This is a genomic window from uncultured Aquimarina sp., from assembly GCF_947495315.1.
Lineage (GTDB): Bacteria > Bacteroidota > Bacteroidia > Flavobacteriales > Flavobacteriaceae > Aquimarina.
Genome location: NZ_CANLYD010000006.1, coordinates 88,585 through 104,006, shown reverse-complemented (window position 1 = coordinate 104,006; position 15,422 = coordinate 88,585). Strand labels below are relative to the sequence as shown.

The 15,422-nt window shown below is 32.1% G+C and carries 17 protein-coding genes; 6 read left to right on the top strand and 11 right to left on the bottom strand.

The window, feature by feature from the left end; genetic code table 11:
* Positions 1-15: 15 nt before the first annotated feature.
* On the bottom strand, positions 16-720 hold the full coding sequence (locus tag Q0910_RS12370; protein WP_299216730.1) for a hypothetical protein: 705 nt from the start codon (positions 718-720) through the stop codon (positions 16-18).
* Positions 721-1,241: 521 nt separating this feature from the next.
* Here Q0910_RS12370 and Q0910_RS12365 point away from each other — a divergent pair.
* Positions 1,242-3,656 (top strand): alpha-ketoacid dehydrogenase subunit alpha/beta, encoded by a 2,415-nt coding sequence (locus Q0910_RS12365; RefSeq protein ID WP_299216727.1) that lies wholly within the window; start codon positions 1,242-1,244, stop codon positions 3,654-3,656.
* A gap of 105 nt (positions 3,657-3,761) precedes the next feature.
* Here the strand turns inward: Q0910_RS12365 and Q0910_RS12360 are convergent, their stop codons facing one another.
* Genes Q0910_RS12360 through Q0910_RS12350 form a run of 3 tightly spaced genes read right to left on the bottom strand, consistent with a single transcriptional unit; the run spans position 3,762 to position 6,098 of the window.
* Positions 3,762-4,376, bottom strand: coding sequence for a hypothetical protein (locus Q0910_RS12360; protein ID WP_299216724.1), 615 nt, complete (start codon positions 4,374-4,376; stop codon positions 3,762-3,764).
* A 31-nt stretch (positions 4,377-4,407) separates the two neighbouring features.
* Complete coding sequence (locus tag Q0910_RS12355; RefSeq protein WP_299216720.1) at positions 4,408-5,220, bottom strand: hypothetical protein; 813 nt, start codon at positions 5,218-5,220, stop codon at positions 4,408-4,410.
* A 35-nt stretch (positions 5,221-5,255) separates the two neighbouring features.
* On the bottom strand, positions 5,256-6,098 hold the full coding sequence (locus Q0910_RS12350) for a 1,4-dihydroxy-2-naphthoyl-CoA synthase (protein WP_299216717.1): 843 nt from the start codon (positions 6,096-6,098) through the stop codon (positions 5,256-5,258).
* Between the two features lie 170 nt (positions 6,099-6,268).
* Between Q0910_RS12350 and Q0910_RS12345 the strand changes: the two genes are divergently transcribed.
* The gene (locus Q0910_RS12345; RefSeq protein ID WP_299216714.1) at positions 6,269-6,751 is read left to right on the top strand and encodes a hypothetical protein; all 483 of its coding nucleotides are present in this window, start codon (positions 6,269-6,271) and stop codon (positions 6,749-6,751) included.
* Positions 6,752-6,773: 22 nt separating this feature from the next.
* On the opposite strand, the gene Q0910_RS12340 is transcribed toward Q0910_RS12345, so the two are convergent.
* The 5 genes from Q0910_RS12340 to Q0910_RS12320 form a co-directional block, all read right to left on the bottom strand.
* Positions 6,774-7,613: a S1-like domain-containing RNA-binding protein gene (locus tag Q0910_RS12340; RefSeq protein WP_299216711.1), complete on the bottom strand. Its 840-nt coding sequence runs from the start codon at positions 7,611-7,613 to the stop codon at positions 6,774-6,776.
* Between the two features lie 107 nt (positions 7,614-7,720).
* The gene (locus Q0910_RS12335; protein ID WP_298540489.1) at positions 7,721-8,062 is read right to left on the bottom strand and encodes a DUF2853 family protein; all 342 of its coding nucleotides are present in this window, start codon (positions 8,060-8,062) and stop codon (positions 7,721-7,723) included.
* A 103-nt stretch (positions 8,063-8,165) separates the two neighbouring features.
* Positions 8,166-9,890: a 2-succinyl-5-enolpyruvyl-6-hydroxy-3-cyclohexene-1-carboxylic-acid synthase gene (menD, locus tag Q0910_RS12330; protein ID WP_299216708.1), complete on the bottom strand. Its 1,725-nt coding sequence runs from the start codon at positions 9,888-9,890 to the stop codon at positions 8,166-8,168.
* A 44-nt stretch (positions 9,891-9,934) separates the two neighbouring features.
* Complete coding sequence (locus Q0910_RS12325) at positions 9,935-11,011, bottom strand: chorismate-binding protein (protein WP_299216705.1); 1,077 nt, start codon at positions 11,009-11,011, stop codon at positions 9,935-9,937.
* Position 11,012: 1 nt separating this feature from the next.
* Positions 11,013-11,438, bottom strand: a complete 426-nt coding sequence (locus Q0910_RS12320; protein ID WP_299216702.1) for a hotdog fold thioesterase — start codon at positions 11,436-11,438, stop codon at positions 11,013-11,015.
* Positions 11,439-11,522: 84 nt separating this feature from the next.
* Here Q0910_RS12320 and Q0910_RS12315 point away from each other — a divergent pair, with 84 nt between their 5' ends.
* Genes Q0910_RS12315 through Q0910_RS12300 form a run of 4 tightly spaced genes read left to right on the top strand, consistent with a single transcriptional unit; the run spans position 11,523 to position 14,416 of the window.
* On the top strand, positions 11,523-12,086 hold the full coding sequence (locus tag Q0910_RS12315; protein WP_299216699.1) for a TetR/AcrR family transcriptional regulator: 564 nt from the start codon (positions 11,523-11,525) through the stop codon (positions 12,084-12,086).
* Positions 12,083-12,922, top strand: coding sequence for an alpha/beta hydrolase (locus Q0910_RS12310; protein WP_299216697.1), 840 nt, complete (start codon positions 12,083-12,085; stop codon positions 12,920-12,922). The genes Q0910_RS12315 and Q0910_RS12310 overlap by 4 nt, the downstream gene beginning before the upstream one ends.
* A gap of 2 nt (positions 12,923-12,924) precedes the next feature.
* Positions 12,925-13,773, top strand: a complete 849-nt coding sequence (locus tag Q0910_RS12305; RefSeq protein ID WP_299216694.1) for an alpha/beta fold hydrolase — start codon at positions 12,925-12,927, stop codon at positions 13,771-13,773.
* Between the two features lie 13 nt (positions 13,774-13,786).
* Positions 13,787-14,416 carry an esterase gene (locus tag Q0910_RS12300; protein ID WP_299216691.1) on the top strand — a complete coding sequence of 210 codons (630 nt, stop codon included), beginning with the start codon at positions 13,787-13,789 and terminating at the stop codon, positions 14,414-14,416.
* 29 nt (positions 14,417-14,445) lie between these two features.
* Here Q0910_RS12300 and Q0910_RS12295 read toward each other — a convergent pair whose 3' ends face one another.
* Together Q0910_RS12295 and Q0910_RS12290 are read right to left on the bottom strand one after the other, a co-directional pair.
* A complete protein-coding gene (locus Q0910_RS12295; RefSeq protein ID WP_299216687.1) occupies positions 14,446-14,817 on the bottom strand; it encodes a nuclear transport factor 2 family protein in 372 nt (123 codons plus the stop codon).
* 12 nt (positions 14,818-14,829) lie between these two features.
* Positions 14,830-15,342, bottom strand: coding sequence for a DinB family protein (locus Q0910_RS12290; protein WP_299216684.1), 513 nt, complete (start codon positions 15,340-15,342; stop codon positions 14,830-14,832).
* Positions 15,343-15,422: the final 80 nt, after the last annotated feature.

Sequence of the window (15,422 nt, the reverse complement as noted above, 5' to 3'; positions counted from 1 at the left end):
TCAAATATATTTTTATCAAAGATAGTTTTCATGAACAGGCATTTCTTTTTCTGGAGTAGTTCTTACTAAATATTTCATAAAAAGATACAGACTTAATACGTGAGCGATATTAATAAATACGGTGAAAATTTTACTTGAATAAAACAACTCGTTTATAGGCAATAAAGACACAATAAATATGCATAAAAAAGCAACTACAATTAATTTTAAGCCTTCTTTAGACATATCTTGTACATATATAAGATAAGACACTAGTATATATGAAGTAGAGCCAATCAGACAAACAACTACCTCCGGAATAGCTTCTTTAACCACATCAATAAGTAATTGAGAAATAGCGTATATCAAATACACAACTAATCCGGAACTAACTAAAATAGGTATTGATAAAAACGTACTACGTTTAATATTTTTAACCAATAAATACTTTCTCAACGCTAGTGTACACGCTATAAAGTATATGGCGGTCAAAATACATATTGTTGCAAAATTTTTAACGAAATCAATATAAATAAGAGTATCGCAAATAATCATGGAAATTAAACTAAGTACATACCAAAAATTTATTTTAACTGCACGTTCAAAATATATGACACCTATAGAAACTATTATTATTGGTAATGCGTAGGCTAAATATTTTCTATCGAAAAAAACAGCAATTATAACAACCACTGCGAAAGCAAAATAGAATAATATATCTGTTAGCCTTATATTTTTCAAAAATACACTGTTACATTTCTAATAATTCATTGCTATCTATAAAGAATCACTAATGTTCTTATAGTGACCTTCAACAACACTTCTAAGTTATATTATTTTTCGGATTTGTAGGAAAAAAATGAACTTAACCTTAAACATACTTCTCCGAACATTACAAATAACAACTTCTAAAAAACTAAAAATCAAGTTTTTAATAAAAAAAAGTTAGATAACCTTATTCAAAAAAATAAATCATAAAAGTTAAAATAACGTACAATATGATTGTATCGAAAGTATACACAACACGATTGAAGCAAGCTTTTCGAGATTACAAATTCAAATAATTCGTGTAATAAATCAATAAAATAATAAATGTGAAAATTTTGAATATTTGTTAATCAGTTCTTAAAATAATGACCTAAAAAAAGAATTCAATAACAAAAAGTTGATTTAAATGAATTATCCTTAATAAATTTAATACTTCTTGTCTTGGAATTGGCGTGGATTTTAGCTAAATTTGCGGACCGTAAAACATCGTTCACATGCAGCCTGAAACAACAATTACACCTAATATTTCTTTTGAAGAATATAGAAATCAAATACTTAGAGATTACGAAATTGCTTTAATAAGTAGAGAGTGTAGTTTATTAGGACGAAGAGAAGTACTTACAGGAAAGTCCAAATTCGGAATTTTTGGTGGTGGAAAGGAATTACCTCAATTAGCAATGGCTAGAGTTTTTCGTGATGGTGATTTCAGGTCAGGATACTATCGCGATCAAACATTTATGATGGCAATAGAGCAATACACTGTAGAACAATTTTTTGCAGGTTTATATGCTCATACCGATATTGAAAAAGAACCTTTTGCTGCAGGTAGACAAATGGGTGGTCACTTTGCAACCCATAGTCTTAATGAAGATGGATCCTGGAAAAATTTAACAAAGCAAAAGAATTCTAGTTCTGACATCTCTCCTACTGCCGGCCAAATGCCTAGATTACTTGGTTTAGCGCAAGCATCCAAAGTATACCGTAATGAGAAAAGCGTAAAGGAAAATACTAACTTTTCTATTAATGGAAACGAAGTAGCCTGGGGAACTATTGGTAATGCAAGTACTAGTGAAGGCCTTTTTTGGGAAACTGTAAATGCCGGAGGTGTTTTACAAGTACCAATGGTGATTAGTGTTTGGGATGATGAGTATGGTATTTCAGTACATGCAAAACATCAGACTACAAAAGAAAATATATCGGCTGTTCTAGAAGGATTTAGACGTGATGAAAAGCATGATGGATACGAAATCATAGTAGTAAACGGTTGGGATTATCCAGCTCTTGTAGAAGCATATGAAACTGCTGAAGATTTAGCTAGAGAACAGCACATTCCGGTTATAGTTCACGTAAAAGAACTTACACAACCACAAGGTCATTCTACATCAGGATCTCATGAGAGATATAAAAGCGAAGAACGTCTAAACTGGGAACGTGAATATGACTGTAATAAGAAATTCAAGGAATGGATTATTGATCATAATGTCGCTACGGCTGATGAATTGCTTGCATTAGAAAAATCTTGTAAAAAAATAGTTAGGCAAGGTAAAACAAGCGCTTGGAACGCCTACATATCTGAAATTGTTGCCGAACAAAAACAAGCACTTAGTATGTTAGAAGCTGTAGAAGCTAAAAGTGCTAATAAAAATTTCATCTCTCCTCTTGTAAAAACATTAGCGGATAAAGATGAACCAATCCGTAAGGATATTCTCGAAGCAACACGAAAAACGCTACGATATATTGTTAAAGAAGATTTTCCAGAAAAAACTGCACTTCAGAATTGGATTAACAGTTATATAGAAGAAATTCAACCTAAATATAGTGATCACCTATATAATGATTTTGATAATAATGTTACTAAAATTAAAGAAGTTATACCACAATATGCAGAAAATGCAGAGATCGTAGATGCTCGTTTGATTCTTAGAGATAATTTTGATCAAATATTCAGTAGAATTCCTGAATCATTAATTTTTGGAGAAGATAGTGGTAAAATTGGTGATGTTAATCAAGGACTTGAAGGATTACAAGAAAAATTTGGAGATATAAGAATTTCTGATGCTGGTATTAGAGAAGCGACTATTATTGGACAAGGAATTGGTATGGCCATGAGAGGTCTTAGACCTATTGCCGAAATACAATATCTTGATTATATTTTATACTGTATTCAAGGATTAAGTGATGATCTTGCTACCTTAAGATACAGAACATTCGCTAAACAAAAAGCACCGTTAATTGTTAGAACAAGAGGGCACAGATTAGAAGGTATCTGGCATTCCGGTTCTCAAATGGGTGGCTTGATTCACTTATTACGCGGAATCCATATTCTTGTACCACGAAATATGACTAAAGCTGCTGGATTTTACAACACCTTAATGGATAGTGACGAACCGGCAGTGGTAATAGAATGTCTTAATGGATATCGTCTTAAAGAAAAAATGCCTTCTAACTTATCCGAAATCAGAACACCTGTTGGTGTCGTTGAAACCGTAAAGGAAGGAAACGATATAACCCTGGTTTCCTATGGATCAACATTAAGACTAGTAGAACAAGCAGCTAAAGAACTATTATCATTGGGTATTAATGCAGAAGTAATTGATGTACAATCCTTAATTCCTTTTGATTTAACTCACGATATCGTAAAAAGTGTAGCTAAAACCAATAGACTAATGATTATTGACGAAGATGTGCCTGGTGGAGCTACGGGTTATATACTTCACAAACTTATTGATGAACAAAATATTTATCAATATTTGGACAGCGAGCCACAAACCTTAAGTGCACAACCACATCGTCCGGCATTTGGTACTGATGGAGATTATTTTAGTAAACCATCTACAGAAGATATTTTTGAGAAAGTTTACAACTTAATGAACGAAGTTAATCCTGTAGAATATCCTAAACTAAGATAAGCCGAGAACATTTAATCAAAACCATAACATTGGTCCTATAAAGTTATATTTTTCTTAGCCAATAAGCTTAGAAAAACCAAAACCCCTCGTTGAGGGGTTTTGGTTTTAAAAAGGGTTTTCTATTCGTATACGCTCTCCTTCTTTATAGGAAATAACAAATATATTCTTATCAATAATCCCAGATTGAAGTAGGATTTTTCTAAATTCCTGAGCTTCTTCAAGAGTCTCGAAAATCCCCAAACTAAGTTTATAATAATACGTATCGTTATAAAAAAGAGTATTGGTGAATTTCTCTGAAACTAAAGAAACTTTATCCGTTGTGAACGACTGTATTTGAACAGAATACACGGTGTCCTTATTTATTAAACTTCTATATAAATAAAGATCCTTTATATTTTTAAGATCTGGTTGATCCTTTTTTAATTGATTCAGCTGATTTTTAAGTCCATTGATCTCTGATTGAAAAGATGAGAATTCTTTGTTATTAGTGGTTACACTGCTATCGCTGTTATCTATCCAGAATACCACATATATAATCAGGGCTATCGTAGTAATTAATAAAACAGAACAAAGTATTTTAAACATTATTTTAGACGCTCTGTTCCTTTTGAGTTCTAATGACTTATCATTAAGAAGATCCTCTAGCTTTCGTTGTTCAACCTCAGCTTTTTCTATCTGATAATGCAATGATAAAAGATCTTCATTTTTAATATCTGGCATTTTTTATGGGGTATTAGAAAGATTTATAGGCTTATGGTAATTTCTGTTTCTTTATTTTATATACAATTCCATCATTTATTTCTAAAATCATAATAGGTTTATCTGCAATAATTTTCTGAAAGGCCTTTAACGGAAATCCTTTAGAAATTTGATTTATGTCCTGAATACGAACTTTGTCATTTAATTCGAGCCTTCTTAGTTTATAACTAGTGTTAGACACATAATAATCGTCGTATAAGAAATATAATGTATCCCCATTTTTATCAATATCATATTCTGCTTCATTATTTTCCTTGGCTTTTTCTACAGCTTTTCTTCCTTTAAAATATTCTATAAAATCAGCTTCAATAAAAATTACTCCGTTGTTTCTAAATACTTTTTTAACATAGCAATGTTTTCTCTCGAATTTTAATTTCTTGATAGTATCTGTGATTGCTATTCGATTGTTTCCGTCTACATCTGTATTGCTAGTATCAGCAGATTCTGTACTAAGACTATCTGTTTCATAAGCTAATCCTCTTTTATAATCCGCAATATCAGATTTAAGCTTCACTAATTCCTCTTGTAAAGAGTCATTGGTTTTCTGAATTTGATCTATCTCGACCTGTGTGTTCTCTTGTTCATCAGCAGAAAATAAAGCATCATTTTTATTTAGATAGTATATTCCGCCAGCCATAACAACAATAACAGTCATAAAAAAAATCATGAAAATCAAACTGTTCCTCTTACTCTTTTTTAATTCTTCTGAAATAGAAACAAGACGATTCTCTAGCTTTTGCTGTTTCATTCCGGATTTTTCAATCCTATATTGTACTGATAATAATTCGTCTTCTTTATTTTTCATTATCCATTTTAAATTTGAAGATCAATATCACACTACTATGGTATCCATTTAATATCTTTAAAATTAGGCTTTCTCTTTTCTAAAAACGCATTTCTACCTTCTTTTGCTTCATCTGTCATATAAGCTAATCGTGTAGCTTCACCTGCAAAAACTTGTTGCCCGACCATACCATCATCTGTTAGGTTCATAGAAAATTTTAGCATTTTTATAGATGTCGGAGATTTTTCTAAGATTTCCTGAGCCCATTGGTATGCTGTATCTTCCAATTCATCGTGAGGTATTACTGCATTTACCATTCCCATTTCATAAGCGTCCTGAGCAGAATAATTTCTGCCTAAAAAGAAAATCTCACGTGCTTTTTTCTGCCCCACCATTTTGGCTAAATATGCAGATCCATATCCTCCATCAAAACTAGTAACATCTGCATCCGTTTGTTTAAAAATAGCGTGTTCTTTACTCGCAAGAGTAAGATCACAAACCACATGTAAACTATGTCCTCCTCCAACAGCCCATCCTGGCACAACTGCTATTACCACTTTTGGCATGAAACGAATAAGTCGTTGAACTTCTAATATATTTAATCTATGCATTCCATCTTGCCCTACATATCCCTGATGCCCTCTTGCTTTTTGGTCTCCTCCACTACAAAAACTGTATACACCATCTTTAGTAGATGGTCCTTCACCAGAAAGTAGTACTACTCCTATTGAAGTATCTTCCTGTGCATCATAAAATGCGTCATACAATTCACTCGTAGTTTGAGGCCTGAAAGCATTACGCACATTTGGTCTGTTAAATGCTATTCTGGCTACACCATTTGATTTCTTATAAGTTATATCTTGATATTCTTTTACAGTTTTCCAATTTATTGAACTCATCATATATTTTTTAGTGCTATCAAAAATAATATAATATATTGTATCCAGCTACATCATTATAGTAGTTAAATCAAGTTAAAAAAGTAATATTTTTACATCTTTTGTATAAATTAACATGACATTTGCACGATTTTTGATATTTTAGACAAAACTGATAATTAGAAACTACCATGAAGATTCTTTTTGTATTCCTTTTAAGTTGTATTAGTCTAATCTCTTATGGACAAGAAAAGTCTTCACTTACTATCGATTGGGAAACTTGGAACACACAACTAATAGAAAACGACTCCCAATACGCATTAGAGCATAAAGAGATCACTCCTTCTTTATCTTATCTACGTGAAATAATTTCTACTGGGAATTATTTTTTAATGGAAATAAATTTAGCCGTTGATTTGCGTAAACAGCATTTAAAAAAGGACACTCCTATTCTCATGCTTCCTGAAAATAAGTTTATACAATCTGATTATGCTTTTACTCTTCCCAGTACCACAACTCAAAATCAAAATAACTTAAGATTTACAATAACAGGAAATGGTGGATATAACGCCAATAATAATGGTAAGGGAAGTATTAAAAATAATGCCTATAGAGACGCAAGTACATATACTGGCATATATTGCCCTGTAACTGGTATACCCCTTACTTATTAAAAAACACTTTTATTAGTAACAATTAATCCTCGTCAACTAAACGAATCCCATCTTTTTCTATAACTATCTTTTTAGCTTTGTATAAGGAACCAATAGCCTTCTTAAAACTTTTTTTACTTAGCTGAAAAACGTCTTTGATATCATCAGGATTTGATTTATCATTAAGATCAATAAAACCTCCGCTAGACTTTAATTCATCTAGTATTTGTTGCGCATTTGGTTCTATAGCTCTATATCCGTGTCTTTGTAATGTAAGATCGATTTTACCATCAGGGCGTACTTTTTTCACGAAACCTTTTAACTGATCTCCAGGAGTAACTTTTTGAAAAATTTCATCTTCATACACCAATCCTAGATGTTTTTGATTCACAATCATATTCCAACCATATGGAGAAGGGTGTGATGCCATCAAGTCTACTTCATCATAAGCAGATAACAACACTAATGAGTTATCAAGAAAAGCATTAGTCTTACTAGAACCAACCAGCCTGTTTGTTTTTTCATCCAAATACGCAAAAACAAGGTACCAACTACCAACTCTCATCTTAGAAGCCTGTTCTTTGAAAGGAATAAATAGCTCTTTCTCTAATCCCCAATCCATAAAAGCACCAATATCAGAAACTGTCGTACATTTTAAATAAGCAAATGAATTAACTGTTATATAAGGTTCTAAAGTAGTTGCTACGATACGCTCTTCGTGATCTAAATATAAAAATACTTTAATTTCATCCCTAATCATAAATTCATTCGGAACGTATTTATTAGGTAATAACACTTCATTTCCATCATCATCGCTAAGGTAAATCCCTTGATCTCTTTCTCTTACGATTTCTAGTGTATTATATGTACCGAGCTTAAGCATGTTCTATTTTTTGCGCAAAGATAATTGTTTAATCTTCCTGTATACCATATTAAAACAAAAAAGGTGTTCATAAGAGAACACCTTTTATTTTTTTATGAGCTGCTATTTTATTTATAAACAGACTCTTTCTTGAAGTGTTTAGCTAGAAGGTAATACACTACTGCTCTATACTTATTTCGGTTAGATTTACCATACGCATCCATCACAGAAGCAATTGCTTCATCTAATTTTGGCCCATCAGAAAGCCCTAATTTTTTGATTAAGAAATTCTTCTTTACTGTTTCTAATTCTGCAGCATCGCTTCCTGATACGGTAGCAGCGTCTTTATTATAAATAGATGGCCCACAACCAATAGTAACCTTGGTTAAAAAATCCACATCCGGTGTCTGACCAATTTTATCTTTGATATCAGCTGCGTACTTAGTTATTAATTCGTCTCTTTTACTCATAAGGTGATAATGTTTTAGGTTTTAGTTAATTTATTATGTTATCTCAAATATAACTTATTTATAAATGAATAATTCATTTATAAATTATATTCTCTGGGCGTTTTTAGATAAAATGCTTAAAATAATCGATTAAAACACCATCATTCATTTTTCTTGGTGTAAAAACTTCCAATAACTGAGGTGAATCATTGTTGAGATATAGATTTTCAATGCCTTTTACCAATCCTTTTATTTCATTTGTCTGCGCATATTTAAAACTAAACATAGTACAAAGCTGCTCTGCAGTAAGATTATGTTTCGTCTCAAAAAAAGTACTAAAATTGTCCGTCTCTGATTTACCTGGTAAAATTCTAAAAATTCCTCCTCCGCTATTATTGATTAAAATAATTTTAAAATTAGCAGGTATATTATCATTCCATAATCCATTACTATCGTAAAAGAAACTAAGATCTCCTGTTATTAAGGTTGTGGGAATCCCAGAAGCTACTGCTGCTCCAATAGCCGTAGATGTACTTCCATCGATACCGCTTGTTCCTCTATTACAATACACTTTAAAAGAGGGATTCAATGAAAACAATTGTGCATATCGTACCGTAGAACTATTACTTAACTGAATCATCTGATCATCTGGAATGTGATTAAAAAGTGTTTCATACACTTTTAGATCTGTAAAACCTATCTGTTCTAAATATTCAGCATGTCGTTCTCTTCTTTGATTTCTTAGGGATATCCAAAATGATTTGTAATCATTCTTCATTGCTACAGTATTCGGAAGGAAATTAGAAAAAAAGGAATTAGGATTCATTTTTATATGTTCCGTTAAACAGAAATATGTATCATAAGCCTTCTTCTCGTCTATATGCCAATGTACTTTAGGTTGATAGTTTCTAAAAAAAGCTTTGATTCGTTTAGAAACCACCATTCCACCGAAAGTAAGTAGAATCTCAGGTTGCAATGCTCTAAATTCTTCTTCATTTAAGGATGTAATTAATTGATCGATACAATTAACATGAGTAACATGATGAATATTTGATGTCGTTTCAGTCAAAACCAACACAGAAGAATCTTTGGCGAAATGATCTATCCATCTCTGCTCAATACTGTTTGGTGCATTAACACCTATCAATATTATTTTTCGTTTTGCTTTATTCCATTCGACAAGCATACTGGATCTCAAGGTATCTGATATACGATGTTCTATATATTCTACAGGAATGTTTTTGGGAGAAATGGTTGGTCGCTCAATTACATCATATAGCGGCTCATAGAACGGAACATTAATATGAACCGGACCACTTTTTTCTATAGAAACATTAAGAGCTAGGTTGATTTCTCTTTCATTATGCTTTTGTGCTTCGTGTTGTTTTTGCTTTATCTTAAGATCATCTATTTCTGTCTCTGGTACAATTTCAGAATATAAATTCGCAGAGTACAAAATATGATTTTCGAATACATTTTTTTGACGTATCGTTTGCCCGTCACCAATATCAATACGCTCAATAGGTCTATCAGCACTTAATACTACCAAAGGAATATCACTATAAAAAGCCTCTGAAATTGCCGGGTAATAATTTAATAATGCACTACCCGATGTACACACCAGTGCTACAGGTTTTTTAATCTGTTGTGCAATTCCCAATGCAAAAAAAGCTGCACATCGCTCATCAACAATACTATAACAATGCATGTCAGGATTTTCAGTGAAACCAATAGTCAACGGTGCATTTCTGGATCCTGGAGATATTACAATATGATGAATTCCTTTTGCTTCACACAAAGCAACAATAGTTTGAGACAAAGGAATTTTAGAATATAATCGTTTCTTCATTCGAGTCGCTAAATTACGATATAGCCATAATTAAAGCCAGTGTTTTAATGCAAAACTTTTTTCATTGTTTCAGTCTTTCGTACTGTTTCTTCCCATTCTTTTTCAGAGATAGAATCTTTGGTGATCCCCCCTCCTACATAAATTATTGCTTTACCAGAAGACATTTCCATACATCTTAGGTTTACGTACAGATTAGATTCAGTTTTTCCTTTATGATTGATATATAATTCTCCAAGGAAACCTGTATAATATTTTCGATCATATAATTCATTCTTTAAAATAAAAGATTTTGCTGGTTTTTTAGGTAAACCACATACAGCAGGCGTGGGATGTAATACTTTGATAATATCTTGTACACTAGATTTTTTATTTTTCAAGAAGCCTTTAATATCTGTTCTTAGATGTAACAATGTGCCTGCCTGATATGTATATGTACTTGATTTTTCAATACTACTTACTTTAGATGAGAGTTCATTCAAAACAAAATCCGTAACCATCGCTTGTTCCTCTATTTCCTTAGCTCCCCAATATACTTCTAACGAATCAACATAAGGCTGAGTCCCGGCTAATGCCATCGTAAAAAACTGATCTTCTTTTATAGTAACCAAAGTCTCTGGAGTTGCACCAAGCCAGGTTCCTACAGCTGGATGGTACCAACAATACACAAAAGCATTGGGATAATTATCAATTAACTGCTGAAAGACTTTTAAATAGTCTTTACTAGGGAAAGTCATTTCTTCTTTTCTGGACAATACCACCTTCTTAAAAGAATCATTAGCGATAGCGCCTATCCCATCCTCAACCAGCTTTATATGACTTTTTTTCGCTTTGTGATTGTTATGAATAGAGGAAGATTGATTTTGATTTTGAACTTTGCGCTCCGACAGAATAACCGCGCTATAGTAACTACTTTTATCTGTCGGTATTAATATTGCTTTGTCCTCACTATCAAATGGCGCAAACACAAAACCTGAAGTATCATATGCATTTACATCATACAAGTGATTATCATTTTGAAGAAAACTATTTATTTTTTTTTCTCCAGATTTTCTATATACAACAAATGGTAATTGATGATCCAATTGAGATTGGATTTTCAGGTATAATGCTGAAGCATCCATATTATCTGGATTTAGACAATGCTATAGTTGTTAATTTTACAATGGAGATCAAGTTACCTTCTTCATCACGTATTTTAATATCCCAAAGTTGAGTCGTCCTTCCTTTATGTACAATCTCTGCTCTGGCATATACATATCCTTCTTTAATGCTTTTTACATGATTAGCAGAAATCTCCAAACCTCTAATATAAAACTCTTTAGTATCTAGAAAAATATGTGAGGCCGCACTACCAACACTTTCCGCTAGAGCAACCATAGCACCGCCATGCAACACACCATCTGGTTGATGAACCCTAGGAGTTACAGGCATCTTTGCTACTAAATAATCAGCTCCTACCTCACAAAAAGAAATATCTAATGTCTCCATCAGTGTATTCTTGCACATTTTAGCACATTGTTCCAATATTTCTTCTTCAGTTAATTTCATAAATTTAATTTTAAGTAAAAATAAACAATGACATTAAATAATTCTAACTATATTTATGTATTATTTTAACGAACGTTCAATAAAATGCCAAAAACAAAAACATCTAAGGAAGAAGTACTCAGTAAAGTCATTCCAGTATTGAGAGAACGAGGTATCTGTAAAAGTAGCATGAGTGAGTTGGCTAAAGCTTGTGAAATTCAGAAATCACATTTTTACTACTACTTTAATAACAAAGAGCAATTAATCAAAGAGGTGCTAGCAACCGTAAATAGTTATTTCAAACACAATCTATTCAAAGTGATTGAAAACAATACGCTTACTATTGAACAAAAACTTAAAAAAGTTCATGGACTCATTGATAAAATGTTTAAAAATGCGAATAGCGGTTGTATTATGGCAAACACCGCCCTAGAAACTGCCCATCTGGATCCTATTTACAAGGATGAAATCAAACATTTTTTTGAAGATTTCATTGCCGGTTTACAGATTTTGCTAGAACCTAACTATTCTAAAGAAGAATCATTATCACTAGCGGAACAAATGGTTCAGGATCTTGAAGGCGGTATTTTATTGATGCGTATCTATAACGATCATAAATATATTAATAATGCAGTTTCCAGAATGGAAAAGATAATATTAAAGAAATGAAAACATATTATAAGATTGCGAAAAAACCTTTTTTTGGACGTTTTATGATACCATGGAAAAATCCATTATCCAAAGAACAGAACAAAGAATGGAATTTTATTTCCTTTAAAAGTAAATCTGGTGCTTTACTAAAAGGAATGTATTCATACTCCATTAATGATACAACCAAAGCTACTATTGTATTAGGACATCCCATGGGAAAAGAAGCCAAAGGATATTTTCTTAAAAATGGATATACTGATATACTAAGAAATCAAGGCTATAACGTATTCATTTTTGACATCAACGGATTTGGAGAAAGTGAAGTCGGAAATTTCTATTATCATGAAGATATAATTTCTGCCGGAGATACCGCTAGAAACCTATTCCCAAATACTCCTTTAGGGTATTTAGGGATCTCTTTAGGCGGACAATGGGCTACTATTGCTTTTGCAGAAAAACATGATTATGACTTTGCTATTATAGAAAGTGCTGCTAATACGCTTGATGATTTCTGGGTTCAATATCCTTTTGCAAATTTTGCTTTAAAAACACTTAATACTTTTAATCCTAAGTTAAAAAAGAAAATACGCATGATTGATAGAATCAAAGATGCTCATAGTTTGCAAAAGGTTCTTTTTATATATCTAGATAAAGATGAACTCATTAAAGATGATGCAGGATATCGTTTTAACCAAACTATACCTATCCAATCGGAATTACACATTATTTCCAATGCAAAACATGCTCAGATACCAAAATCAAAGTCCCGAAATGATTACTTCAATAAGATTGTTACTTTTTTCGACTTACAGACTGAACAATATTTACAACAAAACTCAATTTTAAAACCTTAACAATGGAATCATATACTGTTAAATCCATGGATAACTACCCTATTTCGGTACATGAATTTGTTCCAAAATCATCAAATAATAAAACAATCGTCTTTGCCCCTGCTGTAGCTGTTCCGCAAAAGTTTTACTTTAGTATGGCTACATACCTGGCAGAAAAAGGATGTAATGTTTTTACTTTTGATTATCGAAGTATTGGATCTTCTACATCGCAAAGTATTCAATCTCTAAAAGAGTATGGTTTCTTTTCGTGGGCAATGGATTTTAAAGCTGTATCAAAATATGCAAAAGAGGAATTTCCCGATAACACACAATATATGATAGGTCATAGTTATGGTGGAAACAGCGTAGGTTTTAGCGACGCGTTTCAATATTATGACAAGTATCTTACTATAGGTTCTCAGTTTGGGTTTTACAAACATTTTACCCCAAGGATACGTGCTTTGATATATCTTAATTTTAAGTTCTTTGTACCTATTACTACATCGGTCTTGGGATACTACCCATCAAGTTGGTTTGGATTAGGAAAACCTTTGACCACAAAAGCTGCAAAGGACTGGGCAACTTTCTTATTACATCCAGATTCGATGCTACATTTTACCAAAGGAAGTTCTGAAACCTATTATCAAGATATTAAAGAATCTATGCTATTAATTAGTATTGACGATGACCTTTTTGCTCCCAAGAAATCAGTAGACATATTAAGTGATCGCGTATATAACAATGCTAAAACTATCAGAAAACACTTAAAACCATCAGATTATAACCTAAAAACAATTGGCCATTTTGATTTTTTTAGAAAGAAAAATCAGAATATCTTGTGGCCTATAATAGATGAATGGTTCCAACTATAAAAAGCTACTAATTATGCAAAAAGAGGTTGTTTATCAATCCACAAATACCTATGATACTTTAAATGAGTTGACTTCTGAAACGAAAACTGTTTGGTTAGTCTTTCACGGAATTGGTTATCTAAGCAGATATTTTATTCGGTTATTCCAGAGTTTGGATCCTAAGGAAAACTATGTCATTGCTCCGCAAGCTCCATCCAAATATTATAAAAATAATGATTATAAAAAAGTAGGATCTAGCTGGCTCACCAAAGAGAATACCCGAACCGAGACTAAAAATGTACTGAATTATATAGATTCAGTTATTGAAGCAGAAAAACTTCCTTCTACAGCTAGATTTGTTGTCCTGGGATATTCACAAGGCGTTAGTATTGCCAGTAGATGGATTGCCAGTAGACAAATACAACCAGATGGCTTTGTGATGATTTCCGGAGGATTTCCGAAGGAATTAGGAAAAGAAGATTTTATATTTTTAACCCAAAAGACCAAAGTAACTCATATTTTAGGAGAAAAGGATCCCTATTTTGAATTAGACAAAGTAGAAGCCGAAAAAATACGTGTAAAAGAGATACTATCACAAATAGAATTTAGATCACATCCTGGAGGTCACGAATTAAATATAGAAACTTTAAAAGATATTGTTTGAGATTAAAGCAATCTAAAGAAAAATCACCTTTATAATGTGTCTATCAAACTTCTGGCATTCACCGTATCATATATAATGATGAGTTTTTTGATTTTATTTTCAGAAGTAAGTTCTAAAATATCCACTACTTTAAATTCAACAGTTTTATTGTTTTTTAGTATCCACACATAGTCAAAAAATAAAGAAATCCTATTCGTATTTTTCTCAAAAAACAATCCATCAAAACGAAGCTGAGAAGAATTAGTATCTTCTGCTAAGGCTTTATAAAATTCTTTAGCAGAAAGAACTCCATATAACGGAGACTCTACCACACCATCATTTGTAAACAGATCAACTACGCAATCCATCTCTCCTTTTTCTAAAAAGAATAGATACTTTTTTGCTACTTCTTCTTTAGTCATTTCATTTATGAATTATAAATATCGATCTCTAATTACATCCAAATGATGTTTCTGATGACCAGAAAGTATATAACCCGCAGCTCTGGCGCTCATTGGGCTTCCACTAGCCTCGCCTATTTGAGTTAACATATCCTCTGTAAAACTTTTGAATAATGCTATTGAGTTATTTCTAGTTGCTTCAAAATCTTCTATAAATTCCTGCTTACTATAATTATTTGCATTAGAATTAGGAACATATTCGTCTTGATCAAAACCCATCAATGGGCTTTTGTCATTTCTAGCAAAACGAAGCGCCCTGTAAGAAAAAATGCGTTCTGTATCAATTATGTGTTGGAATACTTCGGCGATCGTCCATTTTCCTTCTGCATAGGCATATGTTAATTTTTCTTCAGAAATAGCATTTACAAAATCAATAAACTTCTGTTTACTTTGCTGTAAGCCCGTTATGATATTAGCGTTTTCTGCTTGATCAATATAAATACCATAATAAGGATTATACTCTCTTGAAGTTAGTAAAGACTGCATACATTATCATTTATAAATAAAAGTAGAAATGTACTAATTCTTATTTCAATCCATAAAGTCATTAACAGTTCTTTATTATC

Excerpts from the sequence above, each read along its gene's own strand:
- Q0910_RS12365 (WP_299216727.1), top strand. The coding sequence starts at position 1,242 with ATGCAGCCTGAAACAACAATTACACCTAATATTTCTTTTGAAGAATAT.
- Q0910_RS12360 (WP_299216724.1), bottom strand. The coding sequence starts at position 4,376 with ATGCCAGATATTAAAAATGAAGATCTTTTATCATTGCATTATCAGATA.
- Q0910_RS12355 (WP_299216720.1), bottom strand. The coding sequence starts at position 5,220 with ATGAAAAATAAAGAAGACGAATTATTATCAGTACAATATAGGATTGAA.
- Q0910_RS12350 (WP_299216717.1), bottom strand. The coding sequence starts at position 6,098 with ATGAGTTCAATAAATTGGAAAACTGTAAAAGAATATCAAGATATAACT.
- Q0910_RS12345 (WP_299216714.1), top strand. The coding sequence starts at position 6,269 with ATGAAGATTCTTTTTGTATTCCTTTTAAGTTGTATTAGTCTAATCTCT.
- Q0910_RS12340 (WP_299216711.1), bottom strand. The coding sequence starts at position 7,613 with ATGCTTAAGCTCGGTACATATAATACACTAGAAATCGTAAGAGAAAGA.
- Q0910_RS12335 (WP_298540489.1), bottom strand. The coding sequence starts at position 8,062 with ATGAGTAAAAGAGACGAATTAATAACTAAGTACGCAGCTGATATCAAA.
- menD (WP_299216708.1), bottom strand. The coding sequence starts at position 9,890 with ATGAAGAAACGATTATATTCTAAAATTCCTTTGTCTCAAACTATTGTT.
- Q0910_RS12325 (WP_299216705.1), bottom strand. The coding sequence starts at position 11,011 with ATGGATGCTTCAGCATTATACCTGAAAATCCAATCTCAATTGGATCAT.
- Q0910_RS12320 (WP_299216702.1), bottom strand. The coding sequence starts at position 11,438 with ATGAAATTAACTGAAGAAGAAATATTGGAACAATGTGCTAAAATGTGC.
- Q0910_RS12315 (WP_299216699.1), top strand. The coding sequence starts at position 11,523 with ATGCCAAAAACAAAAACATCTAAGGAAGAAGTACTCAGTAAAGTCATT.
- Q0910_RS12310 (WP_299216697.1), top strand. The coding sequence starts at position 12,083 with ATGAAAACATATTATAAGATTGCGAAAAAACCTTTTTTTGGACGTTTT.
- Q0910_RS12305 (WP_299216694.1), top strand. The coding sequence starts at position 12,925 with ATGGAATCATATACTGTTAAATCCATGGATAACTACCCTATTTCGGTA.
- Q0910_RS12300 (WP_299216691.1), top strand. The coding sequence starts at position 13,787 with ATGCAAAAAGAGGTTGTTTATCAATCCACAAATACCTATGATACTTTA.
- Q0910_RS12295 (WP_299216687.1), bottom strand. The coding sequence starts at position 14,817 with ATGACTAAAGAAGAAGTAGCAAAAAAGTATCTATTCTTTTTAGAAAAA.
- Q0910_RS12290 (WP_299216684.1), bottom strand. The coding sequence starts at position 15,342 with ATGCAGTCTTTACTAACTTCAAGAGAGTATAATCCTTATTATGGTATT.